The sequence below is a fragment of the Nitratireductor alexandrii genome (assembly GCF_004000215.1).
Classification (GTDB): domain Bacteria; phylum Pseudomonadota; class Alphaproteobacteria; order Rhizobiales; family Rhizobiaceae; genus Mangrovimarina; species Mangrovimarina alexandrii.
Window position 1 is genome coordinate 175,173 of sequence record NZ_RBVY01000009.1, and the last position, 25,388, is coordinate 200,560.

At 66.3% G+C, this 25,388-nt stretch carries 25 protein-coding genes; 21 read left to right on the forward strand and 4 right to left on the reverse strand.

The window, feature by feature from the left end:
• The first annotated feature begins 83 nt into the window (after nucleotides 1-83).
• The 3 genes from tsaB to olsA are packed head-to-tail and all read left to right on the forward strand — an operon-like array spanning nucleotide 84 to nucleotide 2,122.
• On the forward strand, nucleotides 84-767 hold the full coding sequence (gene tsaB, locus EP380_RS19410; RefSeq protein WP_106572547.1) for a tRNA (adenosine(37)-N6)-threonylcarbamoyltransferase complex dimerization subunit type 1 TsaB: 684 nt from the start codon (nucleotides 84-86) through the stop codon (nucleotides 765-767).
• Nucleotides 767-1,264, forward strand: a complete 498-nt coding sequence (locus EP380_RS19415; protein WP_106572546.1) for a GNAT family N-acetyltransferase — start codon at nucleotides 767-769, stop codon at nucleotides 1,262-1,264. Before tsaB ends, EP380_RS19415 begins: the two co-directional genes overlap by 1 nt.
• Before the next feature lie 36 nt (nucleotides 1,265-1,300).
• Nucleotides 1,301-2,122, forward strand: coding sequence for a lyso-ornithine lipid O-acyltransferase (gene olsA, locus EP380_RS19420; protein ID WP_127600160.1), 822 nt, complete (start codon nucleotides 1,301-1,303; stop codon nucleotides 2,120-2,122).
• Here olsA and EP380_RS19425 read toward each other — a convergent pair.
• From EP380_RS19425 to EP380_RS19435, 3 genes are all read right to left on the reverse strand, one after another.
• Nucleotides 2,086-3,954: a putative bifunctional diguanylate cyclase/phosphodiesterase gene (locus EP380_RS19425; protein ID WP_164749922.1), complete on the reverse strand. Its 1,869-nt coding sequence runs from the start codon at nucleotides 3,952-3,954 to the stop codon at nucleotides 2,086-2,088. The two genes, olsA and EP380_RS19425, sit on opposite strands and share 37 nt — an antisense overlap.
• Nucleotides 3,955-4,221: 267 nt before the next feature.
• Entirely contained in the window at nucleotides 4,222-4,587 is a 366-nt protein-coding gene (locus tag EP380_RS19430; protein ID WP_106572543.1) for a VOC family protein, read from the reverse strand.
• Nucleotides 4,588-4,621: 34 nt separating this feature from the next.
• Nucleotides 4,622-5,455: an alpha/beta fold hydrolase gene (locus tag EP380_RS19435; RefSeq protein ID WP_127600164.1), complete on the reverse strand. Its 834-nt coding sequence runs from the start codon at nucleotides 5,453-5,455 to the stop codon at nucleotides 4,622-4,624.
• A gap of 241 nt (nucleotides 5,456-5,696) precedes the next feature.
• Between EP380_RS19435 and EP380_RS19440 the strand changes: the two genes are divergently transcribed.
• The 9 genes from EP380_RS19440 (at nucleotide 5,697) to trmB (ending at nucleotide 15,014) form a co-directional block, all read left to right on the forward strand.
• On the forward strand, nucleotides 5,697-6,365 hold the full coding sequence (locus EP380_RS19440) for a TetR/AcrR family transcriptional regulator (protein ID WP_127600166.1): 669 nt from the start codon (nucleotides 5,697-5,699) through the stop codon (nucleotides 6,363-6,365).
• A 91-nt stretch (nucleotides 6,366-6,456) separates the two neighbouring features.
• Nucleotides 6,457-7,854: a tRNA (N6-isopentenyl adenosine(37)-C2)-methylthiotransferase MiaB gene (gene miaB / locus EP380_RS19445; protein ID WP_127600168.1), complete on the forward strand. Its 1,398-nt coding sequence runs from the start codon at nucleotides 6,457-6,459 to the stop codon at nucleotides 7,852-7,854.
• A gap of 80 nt (nucleotides 7,855-7,934) precedes the next feature.
• Entirely contained in the window at nucleotides 7,935-8,927 is a 993-nt protein-coding gene (locus tag EP380_RS19450; RefSeq protein WP_106572684.1) for a PhoH family protein, read from the forward strand.
• An 8-nt stretch (nucleotides 8,928-8,935) separates the two neighbouring features.
• Nucleotides 8,936-9,451, forward strand: a complete 516-nt coding sequence (gene ybeY / locus EP380_RS19455) for an rRNA maturation RNase YbeY (protein ID WP_127600169.1) — start codon at nucleotides 8,936-8,938, stop codon at nucleotides 9,449-9,451.
• A 9-nt stretch (nucleotides 9,452-9,460) separates the two neighbouring features.
• Nucleotides 9,461-10,525 (forward strand): hemolysin family protein, encoded by a 1,065-nt coding sequence (locus tag EP380_RS19460; RefSeq protein WP_106572540.1) that lies wholly within the window; start codon nucleotides 9,461-9,463, stop codon nucleotides 10,523-10,525.
• Nucleotides 10,526-10,672: 147 nt separating this feature from the next.
• Nucleotides 10,673-12,268, forward strand: coding sequence for an apolipoprotein N-acyltransferase (gene lnt / locus EP380_RS19465; protein ID WP_127600171.1), 1,596 nt, complete (start codon nucleotides 10,673-10,675; stop codon nucleotides 12,266-12,268).
• Between the two features lie 137 nt (nucleotides 12,269-12,405).
• Complete coding sequence (locus EP380_RS19470) at nucleotides 12,406-12,822, forward strand: helix-turn-helix domain-containing protein (RefSeq protein WP_106572682.1); 417 nt, start codon at nucleotides 12,406-12,408, stop codon at nucleotides 12,820-12,822.
• Nucleotides 12,823-13,004: 182 nt separating this feature from the next.
• The gene (metK, locus tag EP380_RS19475) at nucleotides 13,005-14,303 is read left to right on the forward strand and encodes a methionine adenosyltransferase (RefSeq protein ID WP_127600173.1); all 1,299 of its coding nucleotides are present in this window, start codon (nucleotides 13,005-13,007) and stop codon (nucleotides 14,301-14,303) included.
• A 12-nt stretch (nucleotides 14,304-14,315) separates the two neighbouring features.
• Complete coding sequence (trmB, locus tag EP380_RS19480) at nucleotides 14,316-15,014, forward strand: tRNA (guanine(46)-N(7))-methyltransferase TrmB (protein WP_106572537.1); 699 nt, start codon at nucleotides 14,316-14,318, stop codon at nucleotides 15,012-15,014.
• Nucleotides 15,015-15,020: 6 nt separating this feature from the next.
• Here trmB and EP380_RS19485 read toward each other — a convergent pair whose 3' ends face one another.
• Entirely contained in the window at nucleotides 15,021-15,458 is a 438-nt protein-coding gene (locus EP380_RS19485) for an Lrp/AsnC family transcriptional regulator (RefSeq protein ID WP_127600174.1), read from the reverse strand.
• Nucleotides 15,459-15,589: 131 nt separating this feature from the next.
• Here EP380_RS19485 and rocF point away from each other — a divergent pair, with 131 nt between their 5' ends.
• The 9 genes from rocF to truB all read left to right on the forward strand — a co-directional run bounded on the left by rocF (nucleotide 15,590) and on the right by truB (nucleotide 25,340).
• Nucleotides 15,590-16,510 carry an arginase gene (rocF, locus tag EP380_RS19490; protein ID WP_106572535.1) on the forward strand — a complete coding sequence of 307 codons (921 nt, stop codon included), beginning with the start codon at nucleotides 15,590-15,592 and terminating at the stop codon, nucleotides 16,508-16,510.
• A gap of 2 nt (nucleotides 16,511-16,512) precedes the next feature.
• Entirely contained in the window at nucleotides 16,513-17,571 is a 1,059-nt protein-coding gene (locus tag EP380_RS19495; RefSeq protein WP_127600176.1) for an ornithine cyclodeaminase, read from the forward strand.
• Between the two features lie 160 nt (nucleotides 17,572-17,731).
• Entirely contained in the window at nucleotides 17,732-18,367 is a 636-nt protein-coding gene (gene rimP / locus EP380_RS19500) for a ribosome maturation factor RimP (RefSeq protein WP_127600178.1), read from the forward strand.
• Between the two features lie 46 nt (nucleotides 18,368-18,413).
• Nucleotides 18,414-20,033, forward strand: coding sequence for a transcription termination factor NusA (gene nusA / locus EP380_RS19505; RefSeq protein ID WP_127600180.1), 1,620 nt, complete (start codon nucleotides 18,414-18,416; stop codon nucleotides 20,031-20,033).
• Between the two features lie 43 nt (nucleotides 20,034-20,076).
• Complete coding sequence (locus EP380_RS19510) at nucleotides 20,077-20,727, forward strand: RNA-binding protein (protein ID WP_127600234.1); 651 nt, start codon at nucleotides 20,077-20,079, stop codon at nucleotides 20,725-20,727.
• A complete protein-coding gene (infB, locus tag EP380_RS19515) occupies nucleotides 20,724-23,285 on the forward strand; it encodes a translation initiation factor IF-2 (protein WP_127600182.1) in 2,562 nt (853 codons plus the stop codon). Before EP380_RS19510 ends, infB begins: the two co-directional genes overlap by 4 nt.
• Nucleotides 23,286-23,363: 78 nt before the next feature.
• Nucleotides 23,364-23,912: a YcxB family protein gene (locus EP380_RS19520; RefSeq protein WP_127600184.1), complete on the forward strand. Its 549-nt coding sequence runs from the start codon at nucleotides 23,364-23,366 to the stop codon at nucleotides 23,910-23,912.
• Complete coding sequence (gene rbfA, locus EP380_RS19525; protein ID WP_106572528.1) at nucleotides 23,905-24,303, forward strand: 30S ribosome-binding factor RbfA; 399 nt, start codon at nucleotides 23,905-23,907, stop codon at nucleotides 24,301-24,303. Before EP380_RS19520 ends, rbfA begins: the two co-directional genes overlap by 8 nt.
• Before the next feature lie 50 nt (nucleotides 24,304-24,353).
• Nucleotides 24,354-25,340: a tRNA pseudouridine(55) synthase TruB gene (truB, locus tag EP380_RS19530; RefSeq protein ID WP_127600186.1), complete on the forward strand. Its 987-nt coding sequence runs from the start codon at nucleotides 24,354-24,356 to the stop codon at nucleotides 25,338-25,340.
• The last annotated feature ends 48 nt before the right edge of the window (nucleotides 25,341-25,388 follow it).

Consider the following 25,388-nt stretch of genomic DNA (forward strand, 5'->3'; position numbering starts at 1 on the left):
GGTTCCCCGGTCGGGCCGCGTTTCGGATCGGCGCGCCACGCGGCGCTTGTTTGCCGGCCCGGTTTTGCCTATGCGGTTACCGCATGAAGGTCCTGGCCATCGACACCGCCGCCGAACTCTGCGCCGCCTGCGTCTACGACGCCGGCGCGGGCCGCGAACGCGGGCGTTCGGTGCGCGATATCGGCAAGGGCCATGCCGAAGCCCTGATCCCGGTCATGGCCTCGGCGCTCGCCGCCGCCGGCTGCGATTATCCCGATCTGGGCGCGATTGCCGTTGCGGTCGGTCCCGGCTCCTTTACCGGTGTCAGGATCGGGGTAGCGGCTGCGCGCGGACTGGCGCTCGCGCTCGACATTCCCGCCACCGGCGTCACGACGCTGGCCGCCCTGGCCCGCGAGGCCCGCGGCGCATATCCCGCTCGCGCCTGCCTGTCGGTTCTCGACGCCAAGCGCGGTGAACTCTACGTCGCGCTCTATGATGCTGCGGGCGGCGAGATCGAGGCGCCGATGATCGCCGATGCCGCGCGCACGGCGGCGCTGGCGCGCGCGCACGATGCCGTTCTGACCGGCTCCGGCGCCGGCCTGGTCGCCGAAGCGGCCGGCGGCCCGCTGCTCGAGATCGCCGGTGAGGGCCGCACGGCAGACATTGCCGCCTATGCCGCCTGCGCCGTCGATGCTGGGTTTTCGGGGCAAAAACCGAAGCCGGTCTATTTGCGCGGCGCCGACGCGCGGCCGGCTTCCGGTTTCGCCCTGCCGCGCCGGGAGGAATGATGCGTGCGCCGTTTTCCCTGCGCGGCCGCAAGCGCGAATTCCTGACGGAACGCTTGCTGCCCGCCGACGCGGCAGCGCTTTCGCACCTGCATGCGCACGGGTTTTCGCGGCCGTGGAGCGACGGCGAATTCGCCTCGCTTTTGGAACAGGACACCGTATTCGGTTTCGCCGCGCGTGAGGTCGGGCGTCCCCGCGCCGCGCCGGGCGGTTTCGTTCTGGCCCGCCAAGCCGCGGGCGAAGGCGAAATCTTGACCATCATGGTCGCGCCGGCCCTCAGGCGCTGCGGTCTCGGCTGGATGCTCATGGATGCGGTGATGCGCGAACTCTATGCCCAGCGCGCGCAGGCGCTGTTTCTGGAGGTCGACGAGACCAATCGCGCCGCGATCGGTCTTTATCGCAAGCTGGGTTTCAGCCAGGTCGGTGCCCGTCCGGCCTATTATGAGCAGCACGCGGCGCCGCGCACGACCGCGCTTGTCATGCGCCGTGATCTTGGCTAGCGCGTCGGGCAGCGGGGGAAGGGACGCACCGCAATCATGATGGCTTCGATCCGGGCGGCAACCGTGCTGGCCATCCTGTTGCCGGCGACGTTGGTCGCCGTGGGCGCCCAGATGATCACCCTGCGTCTCGGCGTTCCCGGCCCCGGCGTGGTGCCGGCCCGGTGGCACAGGCTGGTGCTGCGCCTGCTCGGCATTCGCGTCAGCATCCACGGCGTGCCCGACGCCCGCCGTCCGTTGTTGATCGCGTCCAACCACATTTCCTGGACCGACATTCCCGTGCTCGGCGCGATCATGCCGCTAGGCTTCGTCGCCAAGGCCGACATGGCCGGCTGGCCGGTGTTCGGTGCGCTCGCCAAATTGCAGCGCACCGTGTTCGTCGAGCGCGACCGCGCCCGGACATCGGCCATCCAGGCGGGCGCGCTGGGCGAGCGGCTCGCCACCGGCGAGGTGATGGTGCTGTTTGCCGAAGGCACCACGTCCGACGGCAATTTCGTCGCCCCGTTCAAGAGCACGCTGTTTGCTGCCGCGCAGGCCGCGCTGGATGCGCAATGCGACGATGGCGGCGACGGCGTCCCGCACGTGACGATCCAGCCCGTCGCGGTCGCCTATACCCGCCTGCACGGCATGCCAATGGGCCGGTTCCATCGCCGGCACGCCTCATGGATCGGCGATGCCGAGCTGATACCGCATCTTTTTGCCCTGATCCGCGAGGGTGGCATCGATGTCGAGGTGCATTTCGGAGAACCGGTCCGCTTTGAGCCCGGCGACGACCGCAAGCGGGTGGCGCGACGCATGGAGGCCGAAATCCGCGCGCTGATGGCTCAGGCGCTGCGCAGACCCGGTGCGTCGTCGCGCTGAGTTCCATCGCGCCCGGTCAGGCGGGAATAGGCGTCGATGGGCGCCGGTCGGCCGGTGAAATAGCCCTGCACCAGGTCGCAGCCCTCGGCGATCAGGAAGTCGAGCTGCTCCTGACGTTCCACGCCCTCGGCGGCGACTTCCAGCCCGAGCGCGTGGCCGAGGCCGACGACGGAGCGGATGATGGCCGCCGACTGCTCGACCCGGCCCAGATTGTCGGTGAAGGAACGGTCGATCTTCAGCGTGCTGAGCGGGAAGGCCTGCAGGTAGGACAGCGAGGAATAGCCGGTTCCGAAATCGTCGAGCGCGATGCGCACGCCGACATCGCGCAGTTTGCGCAGCATCGACATGGCCTGCTCGAAATCCTGGATCATGACGCCTTCGGTGATCTCGAGCTCGAGTCGGTCCGGCGCCAGGCCGGTTTCTTCCAGGATCGCCTGCACCGTGCCTGGCAGATCGCCGCTGCGGAAATGGAGCGGCGACAGATTGACCGCCACGCGCAGCGGGTTTTGCCAGGATGCGGCCTCGCGACAGGCGTCGCGCAGGATCCATTCCGACATCTCAACGATCGTGCCGCCGTCCTCCGCCAGCGGGATGAAATCGGCCGGTGCGATCATGCCGCGCGTGGGATGGCTCCAGCGCACCAGCGCCTCGAAGGCCACGGCCGTCCCGTCGGCCGCCATTTGCGGTTGGAAATGCAGCCTGAGCGCGCCGTCCCCGATTGCGGCGCGCAACTGGCTTTTCAGTAGTTGGCGGTCGCGGGCGGCCAGATCTTCGTTGGCATCGAAGAACGCGAGCGGGTCCGTCGTCGTCCGCCGGGCTCGCGTCAGCGCGCCGGCCGCATTGGCAACCAGGGTCGGGGCGTCCCGCCCGTCGGCGGGAAAAAACGCGCAGCCGATCGCGATCGTCGAGCCGGCTTCGCGCACGCGGCCGGTCCCTGCCGTTCCCGCCGAGCGCAGGGTTTCGGCAAAGCGGCGCAGGCCGTCGCGGCCGGGGGGCTTGGCAAGCACCAGGGCGAACGTGTCGGAAGCGATGTGAAACAGCGGCTTTTCGCCGACGGCCTTTTTCAGGCGCTGCGCGATGGCGCGCAGGGCCTCGTCGCCGGTCGCATGGCCGTACATGTCGCTGATATGGGTGTGGCCGGTCACGTTGATGCGCATCAGCGCGAAGGGCGCCTCGTCGCCGGCGCGGGCGGCGATCAACTGATCCAGCATCGTGTGGAAGGAGGCACGGTTGGGCAGGCCGGTCAGCGCGTCGTGGCACGCCAGATGGGCCGCTTCCTTTTCGGCGCGCTTGCGCGCGCTGATGTCGAGAAGAACGTTTACCGCGCCCACGATGCGGCCGGAGGGAACCCGGATCGGCGTTGGAAACGGCGCGAACGGAATCCGGGTTCCATCGGGACGTTCGGCGATCGCCTCGGCGCCGCGCACGGCCCGGTTTTCCCGGATCGCCAGCGCCATCGGGCAATTCTCGTGCTTGAGCGGCGATCCGTCGGGATTGTAAAGGCGCTCGGTGACGCACCAGCGATCGACGCCCAGCACCGGCTCGCGGCCGGCGAAGGTTACGGCGGCCTGGTTGAAATAGGTGAGGAAACCATCGGTATCGGTGGCGTAGACGGGCGCCGGCAGGGCGTCGAGCATCGAACGGACCCACACCTGATCCGCGCCATCCAGCGGCAGCTCTTGCGCCCTGCGCTTGCGCTGCGGGTCCGCCGCATGTGTGACGATCCGCGACAGCGCCGTCGCGATCTGCTCCGCGCTAATCCCCAACCCGCCAAGCGACAGCGGCGGTCCGTCCGCGGCGACATCCTTCGGGGCAGGGGCTTGGCTGTTCACGAGGGCTCCGCACCCGTCGCGCTTTCGGGCCGGCATGATCCGGTCGCCGATGCGGCCGTTTTCATGACGGTTTGCCGGGATCGTCGAGCCTGTGATCGCACGTCACGCGCTCCGCAAGTTCTTTTCGTCGGCGCTGGTACGACGGATGACCAGCCGTTTCAGAGCCCACAATAGGCGCAGAAGCTGAATCAATTTCTACCGCCGCATCCTGAAATTTCAGGGTAGGGCGGATCGCGGCAAGGCCGGCCGAGCGGTCAGGCGTGTTTGCTAGCGGCTGCCGATCACCATCCGGTTACCTTCTGCGTCGCGGAATTCGGCGACGACGCGCCCCGGTTGCCACGGTGCTTCCTGCGGTTCGGTGATGATCTCGACCCCCCGTGTCCGCAATTTCTCGACGGTGGCGGCGACGTTGTCGGCGACCAGCACCATGACCGGGTCGGTGGACGGCGCATCGTCGTTGCGCCGGATAAAATGCAGCGTGGTTTCCGCGCCGGGAAACCGCAGCTCGATCCAGCGCCAGCCGTCTGGCCCCATCGGCGCGTCCGCTGCGACCTCGCAGCCGAGATTTTCGACATAAAACGCCTTGGCGCGCTCCTGATCGAAGACCGGCAATTCGGCGAACTGTATATGCATGGCGGGAACTCCGTTGGGTGAGGTGAGGCCGGGATCAGCGCTCGTTTCGGCTGAACGCCGCATGCAGGATTTCGGCAAAGGCGTCGGCATACATGCCGTAACCGCCATGGTCGCCGGGAAAGGCGAGCGGCGCGAGGCCCAGCCTGGCGGCGAGGGCGCGGCCGGGGCCGGCGGCGTCTTGGTTGGATGCGTCGCCAATGCCGATCGCGATCGGCGTTTTGCCGTCGCGCAGCCGATCGATATCGGGTCGGTAGAGCGACAGCGGCATCAGCCCGTGAGCGATGAAATAGTCCATGTTCGCATCGATCCGGGCGAAGGTTTCCAGAACCTCAGGCGGCAGGTCGGCCGGTCCGCCGCCTTCGTCCAGCCCCGCCATCGCCATGAATTCCCGAACTGCGGCCTGAAGACCGTCGCGCCGGTAGGTGTCCAGGATCGCCCGGTCCTTGGCGATCGCCACCGAGGGGTCGTCCAGCAACAGGACGCAAGGCGGTTCGTGCGCGACCAGGCTGTGCACGCGTTGTGGATGGCGCGCGGTGAGATTGAGCCCGATCTGCGCGCCGCCGCTGGTGCCGAAGACAAAAGCCGGGTCGCCGTCGCCGAGCGCGGCGATCAGCCGGGCGGCGTCGTCGGCGTGAACATCCACGTCCTGGTCGGCGGGCGCGTCGTCGAGCGGACTGCGCGAATTGCCGCGCGGATCGTAGGTGGCAACCTTGTAGCGGTCGGCAAGCTGCCGCGCGAGATCGGTGAACACGCCGGCATCGGTCGGGCCGCCGGCAATCATCAAAAGCAACGGTCCCCGGCCGCGAAGCTCATAATAAAGCCGCGCGCCGGGAACCTTGAGTGTCGACGTTTCTGCGGGGTGGGGCATGGAGGGGGCTCCTGTCACGCGGCGCCGTGCGCCATCAGCGGCTTCGGTGGCTCTGGCCGGCATGCCGGCAGCGGCCAGCATTGCGGCGGCCAGGGCCAGAACGGATCGGCGGTTCGGCATTGGCAGTCCTCCCGGCGGCAAGCAATCGAAAGAGACTGGACGGTCCAGTTCTCCAATTTGCAAAAAACTAGACTGTCTAGTACTTTCCTGTCAACAGGCAGTCGAAGCGTAGGGAAGCAGCATGACCAGGCCGGTATCGGTGCGACCAACGGACGGCGCCGGCGGCGAGACGCGCTCGGCACAAAAGCGCCGTGCCATTCTCGACGCTGCCACCGAGGTCTTTCTGAAATGCGGTTATCCCGGCGCCAGCATGGACGAGATCGCCGCCTTGTCCTCGGTGTCGAAGCAGACGGTCTACAAGCATTTCGAGAGCAAGGAGGCGTTGTTCGTCGACATCGTCACCAGCATGACCGACGCGGCCGGCGATATGGTTCACGACCGAACGCCCGTCTTTGAGGCCGACGACGACCTCGCCGCCTATCTGCAGGACTACGCCTATCGCCAGCTTACCGTGGTGCTGACGCCGCGCATCATGCAGTTGCGCCGTTTGGTGATCGCCGAGGTGAACCGGTTTCCCGACCTCGCGCGTGTGCTTTACGGGCGCGGCCCCGCCCGGGCGATGGCCGCTTTGGCCGCCTTGTTCGAGCGTCTGGCCGCGCGCGGCCTTCTGGCACTCGACGATCCCGCCATGGCCGCGGCGCATTTCAACTGGCTGGTTATGTCCGAACCGCTCAACCGCGCCATGCTGTTGGGCGATGCCGCGATACCCGGCCCCGATGAACTGCGCCGCTGCGCGGTCGAGGGCGTGCGTGTCTTTTTGGCGGCCTACGGTACCGATCGCCGAGCCTGAACCGCGTTGCGCGCAGATCAGGCCGGAATCTCCGACGAGCGTCGAACGCAACCGCTTCCATCCGGCCTTGAAACGGTCTAGAAGCCCGGCCATGACCCACACCGACATTGCGGATACCGAAAAAGCAGGCGCGCGCCCGGGCGACGGCGGGCCGAAGAAGGTCTTCGTCAAGACCTATGGCTGCCAGATGAATGTCTACGATTCCCAGCGCATGTCCGATGCGCTGGCGGCTGACGGCTACGTGCCGACCGAGACGCTGGAGGAGGCCGATCTCGTCCTGCTCAACACCTGCCATATTCGCGAGAAGGCGGCCGAAAAGGTCTATTCCGAGCTCGGTCGCATCCGCAAGCTCAAGGACGAGCGGGCCCGCGACGGACGCGAGACGGTGATCGGCGTGGCCGGCTGCGTGGCCCAGGCCGAGGGCGAGGAGATCATTGCGCGCGCGCCCGTCGTCGACATCGTCATCGGACCGCAAACCTATCACCGCCTGCCCGACGCCGTGCGCAAGGCGCGCGCCGGCGGCAAGGTGGTGGAGACCGACTACGCGCTGGAGGATAAGTTCGAGCGCCTGCCGCAACTCCACAAGGGCGAGGTCAGGCGGCGCGGCGTCACCGCGTTTCTGACCGTGCAGGAAGGGTGCGACAAGTTCTGCACATTCTGCGTGGTGCCCTATACGCGCGGCGCCGAGGTGTCGCGTCCGGTGAGCCAGATCGTGGCCGAGGCCGAAAGGCTGGCCGAGGCCGGCGTGCGCGAGATCACCCTTTTGGGCCAGAACGTCAATGCCTGGCACGGCGAGGGCCCGGACGGCAGGCAATGGGGGCTGGGCGAATTGCTGTTCCGGCTGGCCGAGATTCCCGGTATTGCACGACTGCGCTATACGACCAGCCACCCGCGCGACATGGACGATGCGCTGATTGCGGCCCATCGCGACCTCGACGCGCTGATGCCCTATCTGCACCTGCCGGTGCAGACCGGCTCCGACACCATCCTCAAGGCGATGAACCGGCGCCATACCGCCGCTGACTATTTGCGCCTGGTCGACAGGATCAGGGCCGCCAGGCCAGACATTGCGCTGTCGGGCGATTTCATCGTAGGCTTTCCGGGCGAGAGCGATGCCGATTTCGAGGCGACGATGCAGATCGTGCGCGATGTCACGTTCGTGCAGGCGTTTTCGTTCAAATATTCGCCCCGGCCCGGAACGCCGGGTGCCGAGATGGGCGATCAGGTCGCCGAAGCGGTCAAGGATGAAAGACTGCAGTGTCTGCAGGCCCTCCTCACCACCCAGCAGCGCGCCTTCGCCGACACGCTGGTCGGGCGCAGGACCGACGTGCTGATCGAGAAGCCGGGTCGCGCACCGGGCCAGTGGGCCGGTCGTTCGCCTTGGTTGATGCCGGTGATTCTTGATGAAAAGCCGGGCGAAATCGGCGACATTGTCGATGTGCGAATCACGCGCACGGGCACCAACAGCCTGTTTGCCGTGACCGCTTGACCGTAGACACGCGGCAAGCCAGGGAGACGCGTTTGAACGCCGGCACGACTTTGAAGGCGAGCCCGTCCGGGGCCTCCGACATGGCCCATATCGTCCTGACCTTCGACAACAACAAACACGCCAGCGCGCTCTACGGCCAGTTCGACGAGAACCTGGCCAGGCTGGAGAAGCAGCTTTCCGTCGATATCCGCTCGAAGGGCAACCAACTCTCCATCCGCGGCGCCGCCTCGGCCGCCGAGCAGGCGCGCCGCGCGCTCGATTATCTGTATGACCTGGCGCAGAAGGGTGTCGATCTGACGTCGTCCGAAGTTGATGGCGCGGTGCGCATGGCGGTTGCCGCCGACGACCAGTTGACGCTGCCGACCCTGGAAAAGAAGGGCAAGATGGCCGCCGCCCAGATAACCACCCGCAAGCGCACGATCTACGCGCGCACGCCCAACCAGGACGCCTATATGCGCGCGCTCGACCGCGCCGAGCTCGTCTTCGGCATCGGTCCGGCCGGAACCGGAAAGACCTATCTCGCCGTGGCGCACGCCGCCATGCTGCTCGAGCGCGGTCTCGTCGAGCGCGTCATCCTGTCGCGGCCTGCGGTCGAGGCGGGCGAGCGGCTGGGTTTCCTGCCCGGCGACATGAAGGAGAAGGTCGACCCCTATCTGCGCCCGCTTTACGACGCGCTCTACGACATGATGCCGGCCGACAAGGTCGAGCGCGCGCTCGCCGCCGGCGTGATCGAGATCGCCCCGCTCGCCTTCATGCGCGGGCGCACGCTCGCCCATTCGGCGATCATCCTCGACGAGGCGCAGAACACGACGACCATGCAAATGAAGATGTTCCTGACCCGTCTGGGCGAGGGCGGGCGCATGATCGTCACCGGCGATCCGAGCCAGATCGACCTGCCGCACAACGCCAAGTCCGGCCTGGTCGAGGCCCTGCACGTGCTCGACGAGGTGCCGGGCATCGTCATGGTGCGGTTCGAGGACAAGGACGTCGTGCGCCATCCGCTCGTCGCCGAGATCGTGCGCGCCTACGACCGTCACAGCGTCGGGCGCGACCATCGCGGGGGCGACGTGTGAGCAACCTGTTGCCGGGCGGGGCCGCAAGCGACCCGCTCGCTGTCGAGGTGACGGTTGTCATCGCCGCCGGCGCGTGGGCGTCTCCGGAAAAGCTCGAACCGCTGGTCGGTGCGGCGACGGGGGCGGTGACCGCCGAACTGGATCTGCGTTCCGGCACCAGCGAGCTCGGCGTCACCTTCACCGACGATGAGTCGATCCGTGCGCTCAATCGGCAATGGCGCGGCAAGGATAAGCCCACCAACGTGCTCTCCTTTCCGGCGTTTCCCGATCCGGCTCCGGACCGGATCCCGCCCATGTTGGGCGACATCGTGCTCGCGTTCGAGACGGTGCGTCGCGAGGCGGCACTGGACGAAAAGCCTTTCGATCACCATCTCACTCATCTTCTGGTTCATGGTCTGTTGCATCTTTTGGGGTATGATCATGAAACCGACGACGACGCGGACCATATGGAAGCGGCCGAAAGACGCGTTTTGGCGCGCCTTGGCATTGCCGATCCCTATGCCGCAACTGACCGGAGCGAATGACCGACTGCGATGAACCAGCGTGAACAAGCCGTCGCCGCGCCCGAGGCGGGCGACGATGCGGGCTCGGGCGAACCGCCCGAGGAAAGCTCGAGTACCGAGGCGCCGCCGCAAAATGGCGGCCGGGGCCTGGTCCAGAGATTTGTGAGCCTTATTCGCGGGCGCAACGGGTCGACCTTGCGCGAGGATCTGGCCGACGCGCTTGCCGAGGACCAGCACGACAGTGCTCCGTTTTCGCCGGGCGAACGTGCCATGTTGCACAACATTTTGCGCCTGCGAGAAGTGCGGGTGGAGGATGTCATGGTGCCGCGCGCCGACATCGAGGCGGTCGAACTGTCGACCACGCTTGGCGAGCTTCTGAAATTGTTCGAGGAATCGGGCCATTCGCGTATGCCCGTTTATGCCGACTCGCTCGACGATCCGCGCGGCATGGTCCATATCCGCGATGCCGTCACCCAGTTGACGCGCTCCGCGCGCCCGAAAAAGCCCCGCGGCGCCAAGCGTGTGGCCGCAAAGACGGCCGACCTCGATCTTGGCCAGGTCGACCTGTCGCGTACGATCGGCGATCTGAGCCTGACGCGACCGGTCCTTTTTGTGCCGCCCTCCATGCTCGCCTCCGATCTGATGAACCGCATGCGGGCTGCCCGCACCCAGATGGCGCTGGTCATCGATGAATATGGCGGCACGGACGGGTTGGTTTCGCTGGAGGACATCGTCGAGATGGTCGTCGGCGACATCGAGGACGAGCACGACGACGAAGAGCCGATGATCACCAAGGCCGGTGACGGCGTGTTCGTCGTCGACGCCCGTGCCGAGATCGACGACGTCGCCGAGGCCATCGGCGACGGCTTCGCCGCCGAGGACCACAGCGAGGATGTCGACACGATCGGCGGCATCATCTTCAACACGCTCGGCCGGGTACCGGCGCGCGGCGAGGTCGTCCAGGCCGTTCCCGGTTTCGAGTTTCACGTGCTCGACGCAGACCCGCGCCGTGTGAAACGCGTGCGCATCGTGCAGTTGCGTGTGCCCGGACGCAGGGTGCGCTCCCTCAGGGAACATCCGGCCGACGAAGCCTGACGCAGGTTGCCGCCCGCAACGTGTCCGGCGGATGCGCCGGGCGCGCGGCAGGCTTTCCGCCGGCGCCGGTTTCGGGCAAGCCGCGTTTGGCAGTCTGGGGCCGGATTGCTAAGTCTCGGCCCCCTGATTCGCTGACTGGAAAGCTGGATGACCGACCTTGCCGCGCGTGTGATCTTGCTGTGGGGCTGGCGGCGGGCGGTCGTCGCCCTCCTGGCCGGCGCCTGTGCCGTGCTTGCGCTGCCGCCCTACGACTTCTTCCCGGCCGGCTTCGTCTCTTTCACCGTGCTCGTCTGGCTGCTCGACGGCGTGGCGCCCGACCCCGGAGACCGTCTCCTGCGGCGGTTGCGCGGCGCCTTCGCCGTCGGCTGGTGGTTCGGTTTCGGCTATTTCGTGGCCGGGTTGTGGTGGGTCGGGCGCGCCCTTTTGGTGGATGCCGACAATTTCGCCTGGGCGCTGCCGATCGCCGTACTTGGCCTGCCTGCCCTGCTCGCGCTCTTCTATGGCCTGGCCGCCGCGCTCGCGCGCCTGGCCTGGGCTGACGGCATCGGACGCATCGTCGCGCTCGCCGCCGCCTTCGGCATCGCCGAATGGCTGCGTAGCTTCGTCCTGACCGGCTTTCCCTGGAACGCGGTCGGCTACGCGGCCATGCCGTTGCCGGTGCTGATGCAGTCGGTGGCGGTGGTGGGGTTGTTCGGCATGAACGCGCTCGCCGTCCTGGTCTTCGCCATACCGGCGCTCACCGGCTTTCGGCGCCACCGCCTTGTCGGCGTCGCCGTGGCATTGCTTTTGATCGCAGCCCATATCGGTTACGGCCTCTTTCAGATTTACGGCACGGCGCCGGTCGAGGACGGGCGGCAGCTCCAGGTCCGTGTGGTCCAGCCTTCCGTGTCCCAAAGCGGCAAGTGGGACCCGCAGGAGCGCGCCCGCATCATGAAGTCCTTGCTCGACCTGTCGGCAAGGCCGCCCGCCGAGGGCCGGGAGCGGCCGGAGCTGATCGTATGGCCGGAGACGGCGCTGCCTTTTGTCATCACCGAAAGGCCCGACGCGCTGGCCGCGATCGGCACCATGCTGGAAACCGGCCAGACCTTGTTCCTCGGTGCGGTGCGTTCCGAGGCGGCAGCGTCGGCCCAGGATGCGCCGCGCTACTACAACGCCGTCGTGGCCATCAATGACGGCGGCGAGATCGTCGATGCCGTCGACAAGCTGCATCTGGTCCCCTTCGGCGAATATCTGCCCTTCCAGGAGTTGCTGGAGGGGTTTGGCTTCGAAACCGTGGCCGAGACGATCGGCGGCTTTTCGGCGGGCTCCGCGCGCCGGGCTCTGTCCGCGCCGGGTGGCATCGGCGCGTTGCCGATGATCTGCTACGAGATCATCTTCCCGGACCTGCTGGCCGGCTCGAGCGCACAAGCTGACATCATCGTTAACGTCACCAACGACGCCTGGTTTGGCGACACGGCCGGCCCCTATCAACATTTCCGCCAGGCACAGGTGCGCGCCGTGGAGGCCGGCATGCCGCTGATCAGGGCGGCAAACAACGGAATTTCGGCGATCGTCGACGAAAAAGGCCGGGTCGTCGATGCATTCGCGCTCGATACGGTCGGCGTTCTTGATGCAGCGCTTTTCGTTGCCGACGGGCGACACCAGAACACGATTAATGCCGGGCGCAATGGCTTATTGATTATATTGTTCTTTGCAACCTTAGCTTGTGGTATGAATATCAGTCAGCGGTTACGTTCCAATTGAGGTGCGAAAGTCGCTAAAGGCAGGCATGAATTGCCAAATCGCCCTCTCTCTCGCCGCCCGTGATTCTGGGGCCATGGGCATCTGGCGGGAATTCGTTGGAGCCAACCGAAAAGCCCGTGATAAACGGCGAGGACATCATGCCTGACAACAAGAAGAAGCCGAACCCGATCGATATTCATGTCGGGAGCCGCGTTCGTCTGCGGCGCAACATGCTGGGAATGAGCCAGGAAAAGCTTGGCGAAAGTCTCGGCGTGACATTTCAGCAAATCCAGAAATACGAAAAGGGAACCAACCGGGTCGGCGCCAGCCGGCTTCAGGCGATCGCATCGATCCTGAACGTTCCGGTAGCGTTTTTTTTCGAGGATGCGCCGGTCGAACATCTGCCGGGAAACAAGGGTTTTTCCGAAGATCGCTCGACCAGCTACGTCGTGGATTTTCTCAGCAGCGCGGAAGGGCTTCAGCTCAACCGCTCCTTCGTGAAGATCTCCGACGCCCGCGTGCGCCGCAAAGTGATCGACCTGGTCAAGGCCCTGGCTTCCGAAGACGAAGTGTAGCCACGGAGCAGGCCGAACCGGACGGGGCGACCGCGCCGAAAAGGCGCGGCGAGGCCAGGTATTTTTCCGTTGCGGGCGGCAAAAGCGATTGGTTTCTTGACGATGGCGCGCTCGTTTCGCTAACAGATGCCCCCGCGAAGTAGGCAATCCTGCCCTTCGTGTTCATTCCAGAGGGGACACCCGTGGCACGCCAGAACTATCTCTTTACCAGCGAATCCGTTTCCGAAGGTCATCCGGACAAGGTCTGTGACCGCATCTCGGACGAAATTGTCGATCTCGTCTACCGCGAAGCCAAAAAAGCCGGCATGGACCCGTGGAAGGTCCGCGTGGCCTGCGAAACCCTGGCCACGACCAATCGGGTCGTGATCGCTGGCGAGGTTCGCGTGCCCGAAACCCTGATCAAGAAGGACAAGGCCGGCGATGTTGTGATGGACGCCTCCGGCAATCCGGCCATCAACCCATCCAAATTCCGTTCGGCCGCGCGCCGGGCGATCCGTTCGATCGGTTACGAGCAGGACGGCTTCCATTGGAAGACGGCCAAGATCGATGTGCTGCTGCACGCCCAGTCGCCCGATATCGGCCAGGGCGTCGACAACGCCTCCGACAACCAGGGCCAGGAAGGCGCTGGCGACCAGGGCATCATGTTCGGCTATGCCTGCCGCGAAACGCCCGATCTCATGCCGGCGCCGATCTATTATTCGCACAAGATCCTCGAACTGCTGGCCGAGGCGCGCAAGTCCGGCGAGGGCGACGCCGCCAAACTCGGTCCGGATGCCAAGAGCCAGGTGACCGTGCGCTATATTGATGGCCGTCCCGCCGAGGTTACCCAGATCGTGCTGTCGACCCAGCATCTCGATCCGTCCTGGGACAACAAGAAAGTGCGCCAGGTCGTAGAGCCTTATATCCGCGAGGCGCTGTCGATCGGCGACCTGTCGATCGCCGACGACTGCAACTGGTATATCAACCCGACCGGCAAGTTCGTCATCGGCGGTCCCGACGGCGATGCCGGCCTGACCGGCCGCAAGATCATCGTCGACACCTATGGCGGCGCGGCTGCCCATGGCGGCGGCGCCTTCTCCGGCAAGGACACCACCAAGGTCGATCGTTCGGCGGCCTATGCGGCACGCTATCTGGCCAAGAACGTGGTCGCCGCTAAGCTCGCCGAGCGCTGCTCGATCCAGCTTTCCTACGCGATCGGCGTCGCCCAGCCGCTTTCGGTCTATGTCGATATGCAGGGTACCGGAAAAGTGCCGGAGGAAGTGGTCGAAAAGGCGATTCGCCAGGTGATGGACTTGTCGCCGGGCGGCATTCGGCGTCATCTCGATTTGAACAAGCCGATCTACGCCAAGACGGCGGCCTATGGCCATTTCGGCCGCAAGGCCGGTCGCGACGGGTCGTTCTCCTGGGAGAAGACGGATCTCGTCAAGGCGTTGAAGGACGCTGTCGCCGACGAGGAACGCAAAGCCAAGATCGCCGCCTGAGGCGATATCGCGATGACGGAAGAGGGGCGCGGCAGCCGGGCCACCGAGGCCTTTTTCGGCCGGCGTCGCGGCAAGACCCTCCGGTCGCGGCAGGCGGCCCTCGTCGACCGCCTGCTGCCGCGTCTGGCCCTCGACCTTTCGGCCGAGGCGCCGCCGCCGGCTGAACTGTTCGACGCCGACATTGCCGAGATCAGGCTGGAGATCGGCTTCGGCGGCGGCGAACATCTCCTGCATGAGAGTGGGCGTTACCCGCAAACCGGCTTCATTGGCGTCGAGCCGTTCGTCAATGGCATGGCCAAATTGCTGTCGGCGCTGGATGAGAACCCACGGCATAATATTCGCGTTCATGACGACGATGCGACCGAATTGCTCGACTGGCTGCCGCCGGCGAGCCTCGCCGGCATCGACCTGCTTTATCCCGACCCGTGGCCCAAGCGCCGCCACTGGAAACGTCGCTTTGTCAGTTCAGCCAACCTCGACCGTTTCGCGCGGGTGCTGCGGCCGGGAGGGCGTTTCCGTTTCGCCTCCGACATCGATAGCTACGTCAACTGGACGCTGCTGCACTGCCGTGCCCATCCCGCCTTCGACTGGCAGGCGGCTTCGGCAGAGGACTGGCGTACGCCCTATGAAGGCTGGCCGGGCACGCGCTACGAGGCCAAGGCCGTGCGCGAGGGCCGCGTTCCGGCCTATCTGACCTTTACGCGGCGTTGAGCGCCGTCAAAGCCGTGCCTTCGTCGAGCGCGGCGTCGCAAGCAACAGGCTGGTCTCGCTGCCGGTGATGCCGGGTATCAGCCGGATGCGCCGCAGCACGGCGTCGAATTCGCTCAGCGTGGCCGTGCCGAGCTCGACCACCAGGTCCCAGCGCCCGTTGGTCGTGTGGACGGTGGCGACTTCGGCAAACCCGCCCAGCACCCGGATCACCCGGTCGGCGGCGTGCCCCTCGATTTCGATCATCATGATGCCGCGAATGCGCTGGTCGACCGCGTCGGCGCGCAGGATCACCGTATAGCCCAGTATTTCGCCGCTCCGCTCCAGGCGTTCTATATGGGCGCGCACGGTCGCCCGCGAGACGCCGAGTTCGATGGCGAGATCGGAGATGCTGCGCCGGGCGTCGTGCCGCAGCAAGGTGATCAATTTCCGATCTAACGTGCCCATATTTTGACCGAAATGAAAAAATTCTTTGCCGAAACGATAAAATATTCTGCAAAATATGCCAAATAAACCTGTTCACTCTGCCGGAATCCCGGGCTTCACTGCCAAGATGAGGCTTAGCGGGAGTTTTGGCGATGCGCTGCAGGATCGTGGGCGCGCCGGTCGAGGACGGCGCCGGCCGCATGGGCTGCGAGATGGGGCCGAGCGCGCTGCGCACGGCCGGCCTGCTGGCGGCGCTGCGCGAACTCGGCCACGAGGTGATTGACATGGGCGCCGCGCGCCGGGCGCCGACAAGGACGCTGCACCACGCCAATGCCGCGCTCAAGGCCCTGCCCGAGATCGCCGCCTGGACCGAAGGCCTCGGCGAGGCCGCCTATCTTGCCAGCGCCGACGCGATGCCGATCTTTCTCGGCGGCGATCATTCGATCTCCGCCGGCACGATGTCGGGCGTGGCGCGGCGGGCGGCCGAAAGCGGGCGCCCGCTCTTCGTGCTGTGGCTCGACGCCCACCCCGATTTCCACACGCTCGACACCACCGCCAGCGGCCATCTGCACGGGGTCCCGCTCGCCTATGCCAGCGGCCAGCCCGGTTTCGAAGGCTATTTCCCCGATTTGCCGGCGCCGGTCGATCCGGCGCGAATCTGCGCCTTCGGCCTGCGCAGTGTCGACCCGGCCGAACGCCGCGCGCTGACGGCCGCCGGCGTCACGGTACACGACATGCGCGCCATCGACGAGCACGGCGCCGCCCCGCTGATGCGCGACTTCATCGCCCGTGTCGCCGCCGGCAACGGTCTTTTGCATGTCAGCCTCGACGTCGATTTCCTCGATCCAGGCATCGCGCCTGCGGTCGGCACGACGGTGCCCGGCGGCGCCACCTTCCGCGAGGCGCATCTGGTGATGGAGATGCTGAGCGACAGCGGCCTGGTCACCAGCCTCGACCTGGTCGAACTCAACCCTTTCCTCGACGAGCGCGGCCGCACCGCCACCTTGCTTGTCGACCTGACCGCCAGCCTGCTCGGCCGCCGGATCATGGACCGGCCCACACGGAGCTTTTGACCATGGGATATGCCCCTTCCGACCTCGCGCTGGTGCCCTTCGTCAGCGTCGAAAACATGATGCGCATCGTGCACGCGACCGGCATCGAGCGCTTTCTGAGCGAACTGGCCGGCTATATCGAGGAGGATTTTCGCCGCTGGGAGCTGTTCGACAAGACCCCGCGCATCGCCTCGCATTCGCGCGAGGGCGTGATCGAGCTGATGCCGACCAGCGACGGCGAGGCCTACGGCTTCAAATATGTCAACGGCCATCCCAAGAACACCAGGGAAGGCCGCCAGACCGTGACGGCGTTCGGCGTCATGGCCGAGGTCGACACCGGCTATCCCGTCCTGATCACCGAAATGACCATCCTCACCGCGCTGCGCACGGCGGCGATGTCGGCGCTGGCCGCCCGTCATCTCGCGCCCGACGGCGCCGCCACCATGGCGCTGATCGGCAATGGCGCCCAGTCGGAGTTCCAGGCGCTCGCCTTCAAGGCGCTGGTCGGGGTCGAGCGGCTTCGGCTCTACGATATCGACAGCCAAGCCAGCCGTCGTTGCGCGCGCAACCTTGCCGGCCGCGGTCTCGACATCGCACTGTGCGGGGGCCCGCAAGAGGCGGTCGAGGGCGCCGACATCATCACCACCGTGACCGCCGACAAGCAATATGCGACCATCCTCACCGACAACATGGTCGGCCCCGGCATCCACATCAACGCGGTCGGCGGCGACTGTCCGGGCAAGACCGAGCTCCACCGCGACATCCTGATGCGCGCCTCGATCTTCGTCGAATATCTGCCGCAGACCCGGGTCGAGGGCGAGATCCAGCAGCTTTCCGCCGACCATCCCGTCACCGAATTGTGGCGGGTGATCGCCGGCCGAACTGCCGGCCGCACCGCGCGCGACGAGATCACGCTGTTCGATTCGGTCGGCTTCGCGGTTGAGGATTTTTCGGCTTTGCGCTACATGCGCGACCGGCTTTCCAGCTTGCCTTATTTCGACAGGCTCGACCTGCTCGCCGATCCCGACGATCCGCGCGACCTGTTCGGCATGCTGATGCGCGCCGAGCCGCAGGCCGCCTGAGGCGCCGGCCGGGACGGGACGGCGTCGCGGCCGCACCGCTTGCCCTTGCATTTTGCCCCCGCGGGGACTATATCGGCTTCAAATTCTTGGTCGCGATGACGAAGAGTGGGTCCCGCCGGTCCCGCTCTTTTTTGTTACCGGCGGCCCTGTCGGAGACTTCATGACGCACGAAGAAAGCGCCGCGACACGTGATGATGACCGCCTGATCCGCGAAAGCGGTCTCGAGGCGCGTATTGCCGTGCTGATCTGGCCGCTGCTGCGCTCCATGGGCTTTCGCCTCGTGCGGGTGCGGCTTTCCGGCCAGAACGGCCTGACGCTGCAGATCATGGCCGAGCGCGAGGACGGCACCATGACGGTGGCGGATTGCGAGGAACTGAGCCGCGCGGTCTCGCCGGCGCTCGACGTCGAAGACCTGATCGACAAGGCCTACCATCTCGAAGTGTCCTCGCCCGGCATCGATCGGCCCCTGGTCAGGGTGGACGACTTTGCGGCCTGGCAGGGCCATCTCGCCAAGATCGAGACCGTCGTGATGGTCGCCGAGCGCAAGCGGTTCCGTGGCCGCATCGCCGAGGCCGGCGCGGACGGGATCGTGTTGGAGCGCGACCAGGCTAGCTATGGCGACGAGCCCAGCGTGGCCATCCCCTACGACACGATCGCCGACGCCCGACTGATCCTGACCGACGAATTGATCCGCGACGCGCTGGCCAAGGACAAGCAGGCGCGCCAGGCGGCCAAAAAGCTGCGCGGCGACGAGGCCGACGGCGATAACGATAACGACAACGAACCGCAGACATGACGAAAACGGATCGGCAGGACGCCGGTCCGCGTGAAGGGAGACTGAAATGGCAGTCAGTGCAAACCGTCTCGAACTGCTGCAGATCGCCGACGCTGTGGCGCGCGAGAAGTCGATCGACAAGGAGATCGTGCTCGACGCGATGGCCGACGCGATCCAGAAAGCCGCGCGCTCGCGCTACGGTCAGGAGACCAATATCCGCGCCGACATCAACCCGCAGACCGGCGAGATGAAGTTGCAGCGGCTGATGGAAGTTGTCGAGGCGGTCGAGGAATCGGCCCGCGAGATTTCCATTCAGGAGGCGCGCGAGCGCAATCCCGACGCTCAGGCCGGCGACTTCATCGCCGAGCAGCTGCCGCCGATGGATTTCGGCCGCATTGCCGCCCAGTCGGCCAAGCAGGTCATCGTGCAGAAGGTGCGCGAAGCCGAGCGTGACCGCCAGTACGACGAATACAAGGATCGTATCGGCGAGATCGTCAACGGCTCGGTCAAGCGCGTCGAATACGGCAACGTCATCGTCGATCTCGGCCGCGGCGAGGCCATCATCCGGCGCGACGAGCTGATCCCGCGCGAACTCTTCAAATATGGCGACCGCGTGCGCGCCTATGTCTACGACGTGCGCCGCGAGCAGCGCGGCCCGCAGATTTTCCTGTCGCGCACCCATCCGCAATTCATGGCCAAGCTGTTCACCATGGAGGTGCCGGAAATCTATGACGGCATCATCGAGATCAAGTCGGTGGCGCGCGATCCCGGCTCGCGGGCCAAGATCGCGGTGATCTCGCGCGATTCGTCGATCGACCCGGTCGGCGCCTGCGTGGGCATGCGCGGCAGCCGCGTGCAGGCGGTCGTCGGGGAACTGCAGGGCGAAAAGATCGACATCATTCCCTGGTCGCCCGACGCGGCATCCTTCATCGTCAATGCGCTGCAGCCGGCCGAGGTCGCCAAGGTCGTTCTCGACGAGGACGCCGAGCGCATCGAGGTCGTGGTGCCCGACGAGCAATTGTCGCTGGCCATCGGCCGGCGCGGCCAGAATGTGCGCCTCGCCTCGCAGCTCACAGGCTGGGATATCGACATCCTGACCGAGGAAGAGGAATCGCAGCGCCGGCAGAAGGAGTTCGTCGAACGCTCCAACCTGTTCATGGACGCGCTCAATGTCGACGAGATGGTCGGCCAGGTCCTGGCCTCGGAAGGCTTCACCTCGGTCGAGGAAGTGGCTTATGTCGAGGCTGACGAAATCTCCTCGATCGACGGTTTCGACGACGACACCGCCGCCGAGATCCAGGCCCGGGCGCGCGAATATCTGGAGCGTATCGAGGCCGAGAACGACGCCCGGCGCCGGGAGCTGGGCGTCTCCGACGATCTGCGCGAAATCCCCGGCGTGACCACCGCCATGATGGTGGCCTTTGGCGAGGACGGCGTCCAGTCGCTGGAGGACTTTGCCGGCTACGCCGTCGACGACCTGGTCGGCTGGAAGGAGCGCAAGGACGGCGAGACCAAGCTTTATCCAGGCATTCTCACCGATTTCGACGTGTCGCGCGAAGATGCCGAGCAGATGGTGGTCGTCGCCCGCATGAAGATGGGCTGGATCACCGAGGACGATCTTGCGCCGCCGGCCGAGGACGCCGAAGAGGTCGGCCAGGATGGAACGACGGAAGCTGCCGGCGCATGACCGCGCCGCGCCGCAACTGTGACGGGAGCGCTTTTTGGACTCGATGGGCGAGCGGACATGCATTGTGACGCGGTGCACGGCGGAGCCGGAGGATCTGATCCGGTTCGTCGCAGGGCCGGACATGTCCGTCGTTCCCGATCTGAAGCGCAACCTTCCCGGTCGCGGCTGCTGGGTGACCGCCGCACGGGCGCGGGTTGACGAGGCGGCTAGGAAGAATATCTTCCGCAAGGCGCTGAAGACGCCGGTCACTGCCGATCCGGACCTCGGCGCGCAGGTCGACAGATTGCTTGTGAAAGCCGCGCTTGGCGCGCTTGGGCTTGCGCGCAAGGCCGGGATCGTGGCATTGGGTGCGGCAAAGGTCGATGCCGCCATCCGGAGCGGGCGAGCGCTGTTTGCGCTACACGCAGCCGAAGCCTCGGAAGACGGCATCCGCAAACTGAATCAGGCCCGGCGCGCGGTGTTGCTGGCCGGCGGCCCCGAAATCCCGGCGTTCAGGCTCTTTTCGGAAGCGGAAATGAGTTTGGCATTCGGCGGGGCAAATGTGATACATGCTGCCGTGCTCGGTGCGGAAACGAGCGCGGCGGCACAAAGGCGCGTTGTTGCGCTGGACCGGTACCGGGGCGGACACCCGGAAAGCCGCGAGACAGTTGACGGCGAGTCCGCGAGGACGGCGTCCCACAAGGATACGGAATGACGGATACGAAATCGGGCGACGACAAGACGCTGAGCATGAATACCAAGAAGACCCTGACCCTGAAGCGGCCGGGCGTCGAGCAGGGCACGGTACGCCAGAATTTCTCGCATGGGCGCACCAAGTCCGTGGTCGTCGAAACCAAGAAGCGCAAATTCTCCGTCCCCGGCGAGAAGCAGGAGCCGGCGGCGCCGGTCGCGCTCGCGCCGCGCGCCCAGCCGGCGCCCAAGCCCGCGCCCGCTCCGGTCGCCAAGGAACAGCCCAAGCCGGTCGCTGCCGAAGGACGCTCCGGTCTGGTGCTCAACGAGCTGTCGAGCGAGGAGATGGAGGCGCGCCGCCGCGCCCTCGAAGGCTCCAAGGCCCGCGAGGTCGAGGAACGACGTCGCGCCCAGGAGGAGGCCGCCCGCCGCGCCGAAGAGGATGAGCGCCGCCGCAAGGAGCGCGAGGAATCCGCGCGCCGTCAGGCCGAGGAGGAAACGCGCCTGAAGGCCGAGGCCGAAGCACGCAGCCGTGCCGAGGAAGAGGCGCGCCGCAGGGCGCCTGAACCCGCCCCGGCGCCCGACGCCGACGATGATCGCGATGCCAAGCGCAAGGCCAAGCCGTCGCTTCCGCCCAAGCGCATCGCCACGCCCGAACCGGCCCGGCCGGCCCGGCCGCGCGGCGGCGAGGATCGTCGCCGCGGCAAGCTGACGCTCAACAGCGCGCTTGCCGGCGACGAGGCGCGTGGCCGTTCGCTGTCGGCGATGCGTCGCCGCCAGGAGAAGTTCAAGCGTGCCCAGCACCAGGAGAGCCGCGAAAAGATCGCCCGCGAAGTGATCCTGCCGGAAACGATCACCATCCAGGAACTGGCCGGCCGCATGGCCGAGCGCGCCGTGGACGTGATCAAGTTCTTCATGAAGCAGGGGCAGATCCTCAAGCCCGGCGACGTCATCGACGCCGACACCGCCGAACTGGTCGCGGTCGAATTCGGCCATACGGTCAAGCGCGTTGCCGAATCCGACGTCGAGGAAGGCCTGTTCAACATTCCCGACAAGCCGGAAAACCGCGAAACGCGACCGCCCGTCGTCACCATCATGGGCCATGTCGACCACGGCAAGACGTCGCTGCTTGATGCCATCCGCCACGCCAACGTGGTTTCCGGCGAGGCCGGCGGCATCACCCAGCACATCGGTGCCTACCAGGTCGAGCAGGACGGGCAGAAGATCACCTTCATCGACACGCCCGGCCACGCCGCCTTCACCCAAATGCGCGCCCGCGGCGCGCAGGCGACCGACATTGCGGTCCTGGTCGTCGCCGCCGATGACAGCGTCATGCCGCAGACCGTCGAATCCATCAACCACGCCAAGGCGGCCGGCGTTCCGATCATCGTGGCGATCAACAAGATCGACAAGCCGGAGGCCGATCCGCAAAAGGTCCGCACCGAGCTGCTTCAGCACGAGGTGTTCGTGGAATCGATGGGTGGCGAGGTGCTCGATGTCGAGGTGTCCGCCGTCAAGGGCACCAATCTCGACAAGCTGCTCGAGGCGATCCTGCTGCAGGCCGAACTGCTCGACCTGAAGGCCGATCCGGAGCGGACCTCGGAGGGCGTCGTCATCGAGGCCAAGCTCGACAAGGGGCGCGGTCCGGTTGCCACCGTTCTAGTCCAGACCGGCAAGCTCTTGCCGGGCGACATCATCGTCGCCGGCAACGAATGGGGCAAGGTGCGCGCGCTCGTCAACGACCGCGGCGAGCAATTGTCCGAGGCGGGTCCGTCCATGCCTGTCGAGGTGCTCGGCTTGCAGGGCACGCCCCAGGCCGGTGATCGGTTCGCCACGGTGGAAAACGAGGCCCGCGCCCGCGAGATCTCGGAATACCGTCAGCGCAAGGCGCGCGAGATGGCTGTCGCCAAGCATGCCGGCCAGCGCGGCTCGCTCGAGCAGATGATGTCGCAATTGCAGTCGAGCGGGCTCAAGGAGTTCCCACTGCTGATCAAGGGCGACGTCCAGGGCTCGATCGAGGCGATCGTTGCTGCGCTCGACAAGCTCGGCACGGACGAGGTGCGCGCGCGCATCGTCCATTCGGGCGCCGGCGGCATCACCGAGAGCGACATCTCGCTTGCCGAGACGTCGAACGCGGCCATCATCGGCTTCAACGTGCGTGCCAACCGGCAGGCACGCGACGCCGCCGAGCAGGCCGGCATCGAAATCCGCTATTACAACATCATCTACAACCTCGTGGACGATGTGAAGGCGGCGATGTCGGGCCTGTTGTCGCCGGAACGTCGCGAGACCTTCCTGGGCAATGCCGAGATTCTCGAGGTCTTCAACATCACCAAGGTCGGCAAGGTCGCCGGCTGCCGTGTCAGCGAAGGCAAGGTCGAGCGCGGCGCGGGCGTGCGCCTGATCCGCGACAATGTCGTCATCCACGAAGGCAAGCTGAAGACGCTGAAGCGTTTCAAGGACGAGGTCGCCGAAGTGCCCGCCGGCCAGGAATGTGGCATGGCCTTCGAGAATTACGAGGATATCCGCGCCGGCGACGTCATCGAATGCTTCCGCGTGGAAGAGGTGGCGCGCACGCTCTAACGGCGTTCCGGCGCGAAGCTGTCCGGCGGCGCGGCCCGCAAAGGCCGTCGTCGTCGGGATCCTCTGCGGGAGCCCGCCATGCTTGCACCACACATGCCGGATGAGGGCGGGATCGAAATCCGCTACCGCCTGACCGAGCAGGACTATCTTGCCATGATGGAGGCAAGGACGCGCTGGCGCACGGGGCGGTTCGGCCGTGCCGTGCTGTGGTCGGCGGTGCTTCTCAACATTGGTGTCGGGGCCTGGTTGCTGGTGGAGGCGCTTGTCGGCGCAGCGCCGCTTGCCGTCGAGCATTTTCTCAATCTCGGCCTGGCCGCGCTGATCGTCGCCTGGCTGTTTGTCTATCTGCCCTGGCTGCGCCGCAGGAATTTCCGCCGCATGAAGCTTGCCGACAAGCCCGTCCGCCTGGTTGCCGACCGCAAGGCGGTGTCGCTTCAGATCGGCGACGACGACAGCCGTACCGCGTGGCGCGACTTCGAGCGCGGCCAGCGCACGGCGGCGCATTTCTTCTTCTGGCTCAATCCCGCCATCGCGCTGATCGTGCCGCGGCGCGCCTTTCCCGACGATGCACTCGACGAGCGCTTCTGGCGCCTCGCCCAGGACGGAGTTTCCACGACCCATGGCTGAAAAACCGCCCTCCCAACGTCAGCTTCGCGTCGGCGAGCAGGTGCGCCACGCCCTTTCCGACGTGCTGCAGCGCGGCGAGGTGCGCGACGAGCTGATCGAAAATACCGTGATCTCGATCTCGCAGGTAAGCATGTCGCCGGACCTGAAAATCGCCACGGCCTTCGTTTCGCCGCTCGGCGTGACGGACAATCATGCGGTTATCAAGGCACTCGCGCGCAATGCGAAATTCATTCGCGGGCGTGTTTCGGGTGCACTCAGGCAATTGAAATATATGCCGGAATTCCGTTTCCGGCTCGATACGAGCTTCGACAACATGGCCAGGATCGACGAGTTGCTGCGCTCTCCCGAGGTTGCGCGCGATCTCGGCCATGACGAGGACGGCGAGGAATGAGGGGATCGGATTTGCGGCGTTTGGCGGTTTTGGTGGGGGCGGCGTAGGCGATGGCGCGGCGCGGCAAGAAAAAGGGGCGTCCCGTCTCCGGCTGGCTGGTGTTCGACAAGCCCGTCGGCATGGGCTCGACCGAGGCGGTCTCCAAGGTCAAATGGCTGTTCAAGGCCGACAAGGCCGGCCACGCCGGCACACTCGACCCGCTCGCCTCCGGCATGCTGCCGATCGCGCTCGGCGAGGCGACCAAGACCGTGCCCTACGTGATGGACGGGGCCAAGGTCTATCGCTTCACCATTGCCTGGGGCGAGGAACGTTCGACCGACGATCTTGAGGGCCATGTGACGGCCACGTCGGACCTACGTCCGAGCGAGGCCGAGATTCGCGCCCTGTTGCCCAACTATACTGGCGTCATCATGCAGGTGCCGCCGCAATTTTCCGCCGTCAAGATCGCCGGCGAACGCGCCTACGACATCGCCCGCGAGGGACAGGCCGTCGACATCCCCGCCCGCGAGGTGGAGATCGGCCGGCTCGATCTCATCGAACGCCCGGACGAACACAGCGCGGTTTTCGAGATCGAATGCGGCAAGGGCACCTATGTGCGTTCGCTCGCCCGCGATATGGGCCGCGACCTGGGCTGCCACGGCCACATCGCCGTCCTGCGCCGGGTCGAGGTCGACCCCTTCGTCGCCGACGATCTGGTGACGCTGGAAGCGCTCGAGGCCGCGGCCGCCGCGGCCCGGCCGCAAGGCGAGCCGGCGGAGGACGGCCGCATCGCCGACCCGCGTCCCGACAAGGAGCGCTTCGCCGCGCTCGACGCGTTGCTGGTCGACACCGGCGCCGCGCTCGACTGCCTCCCCGAAATCGCCATCAGCGACGACGCCGCACAGCGCATCCGGCTCGGCAATCCGGTCATCATCCGCGGCCGCGACGCGCCGGTGGAGGCGCCGGAAGCCTATGCCACGGCGCGCGGCCGTCTGGTCGCGATCGGCGCCGTGGAGGCGGGCATGTTCAAACCGAAGCGGGTTTTCGCCGGTCGCTGAAACCTACCGGTGGCGGCCTGCCGTCGGCCGCCGGCGCATTTGCCCTTG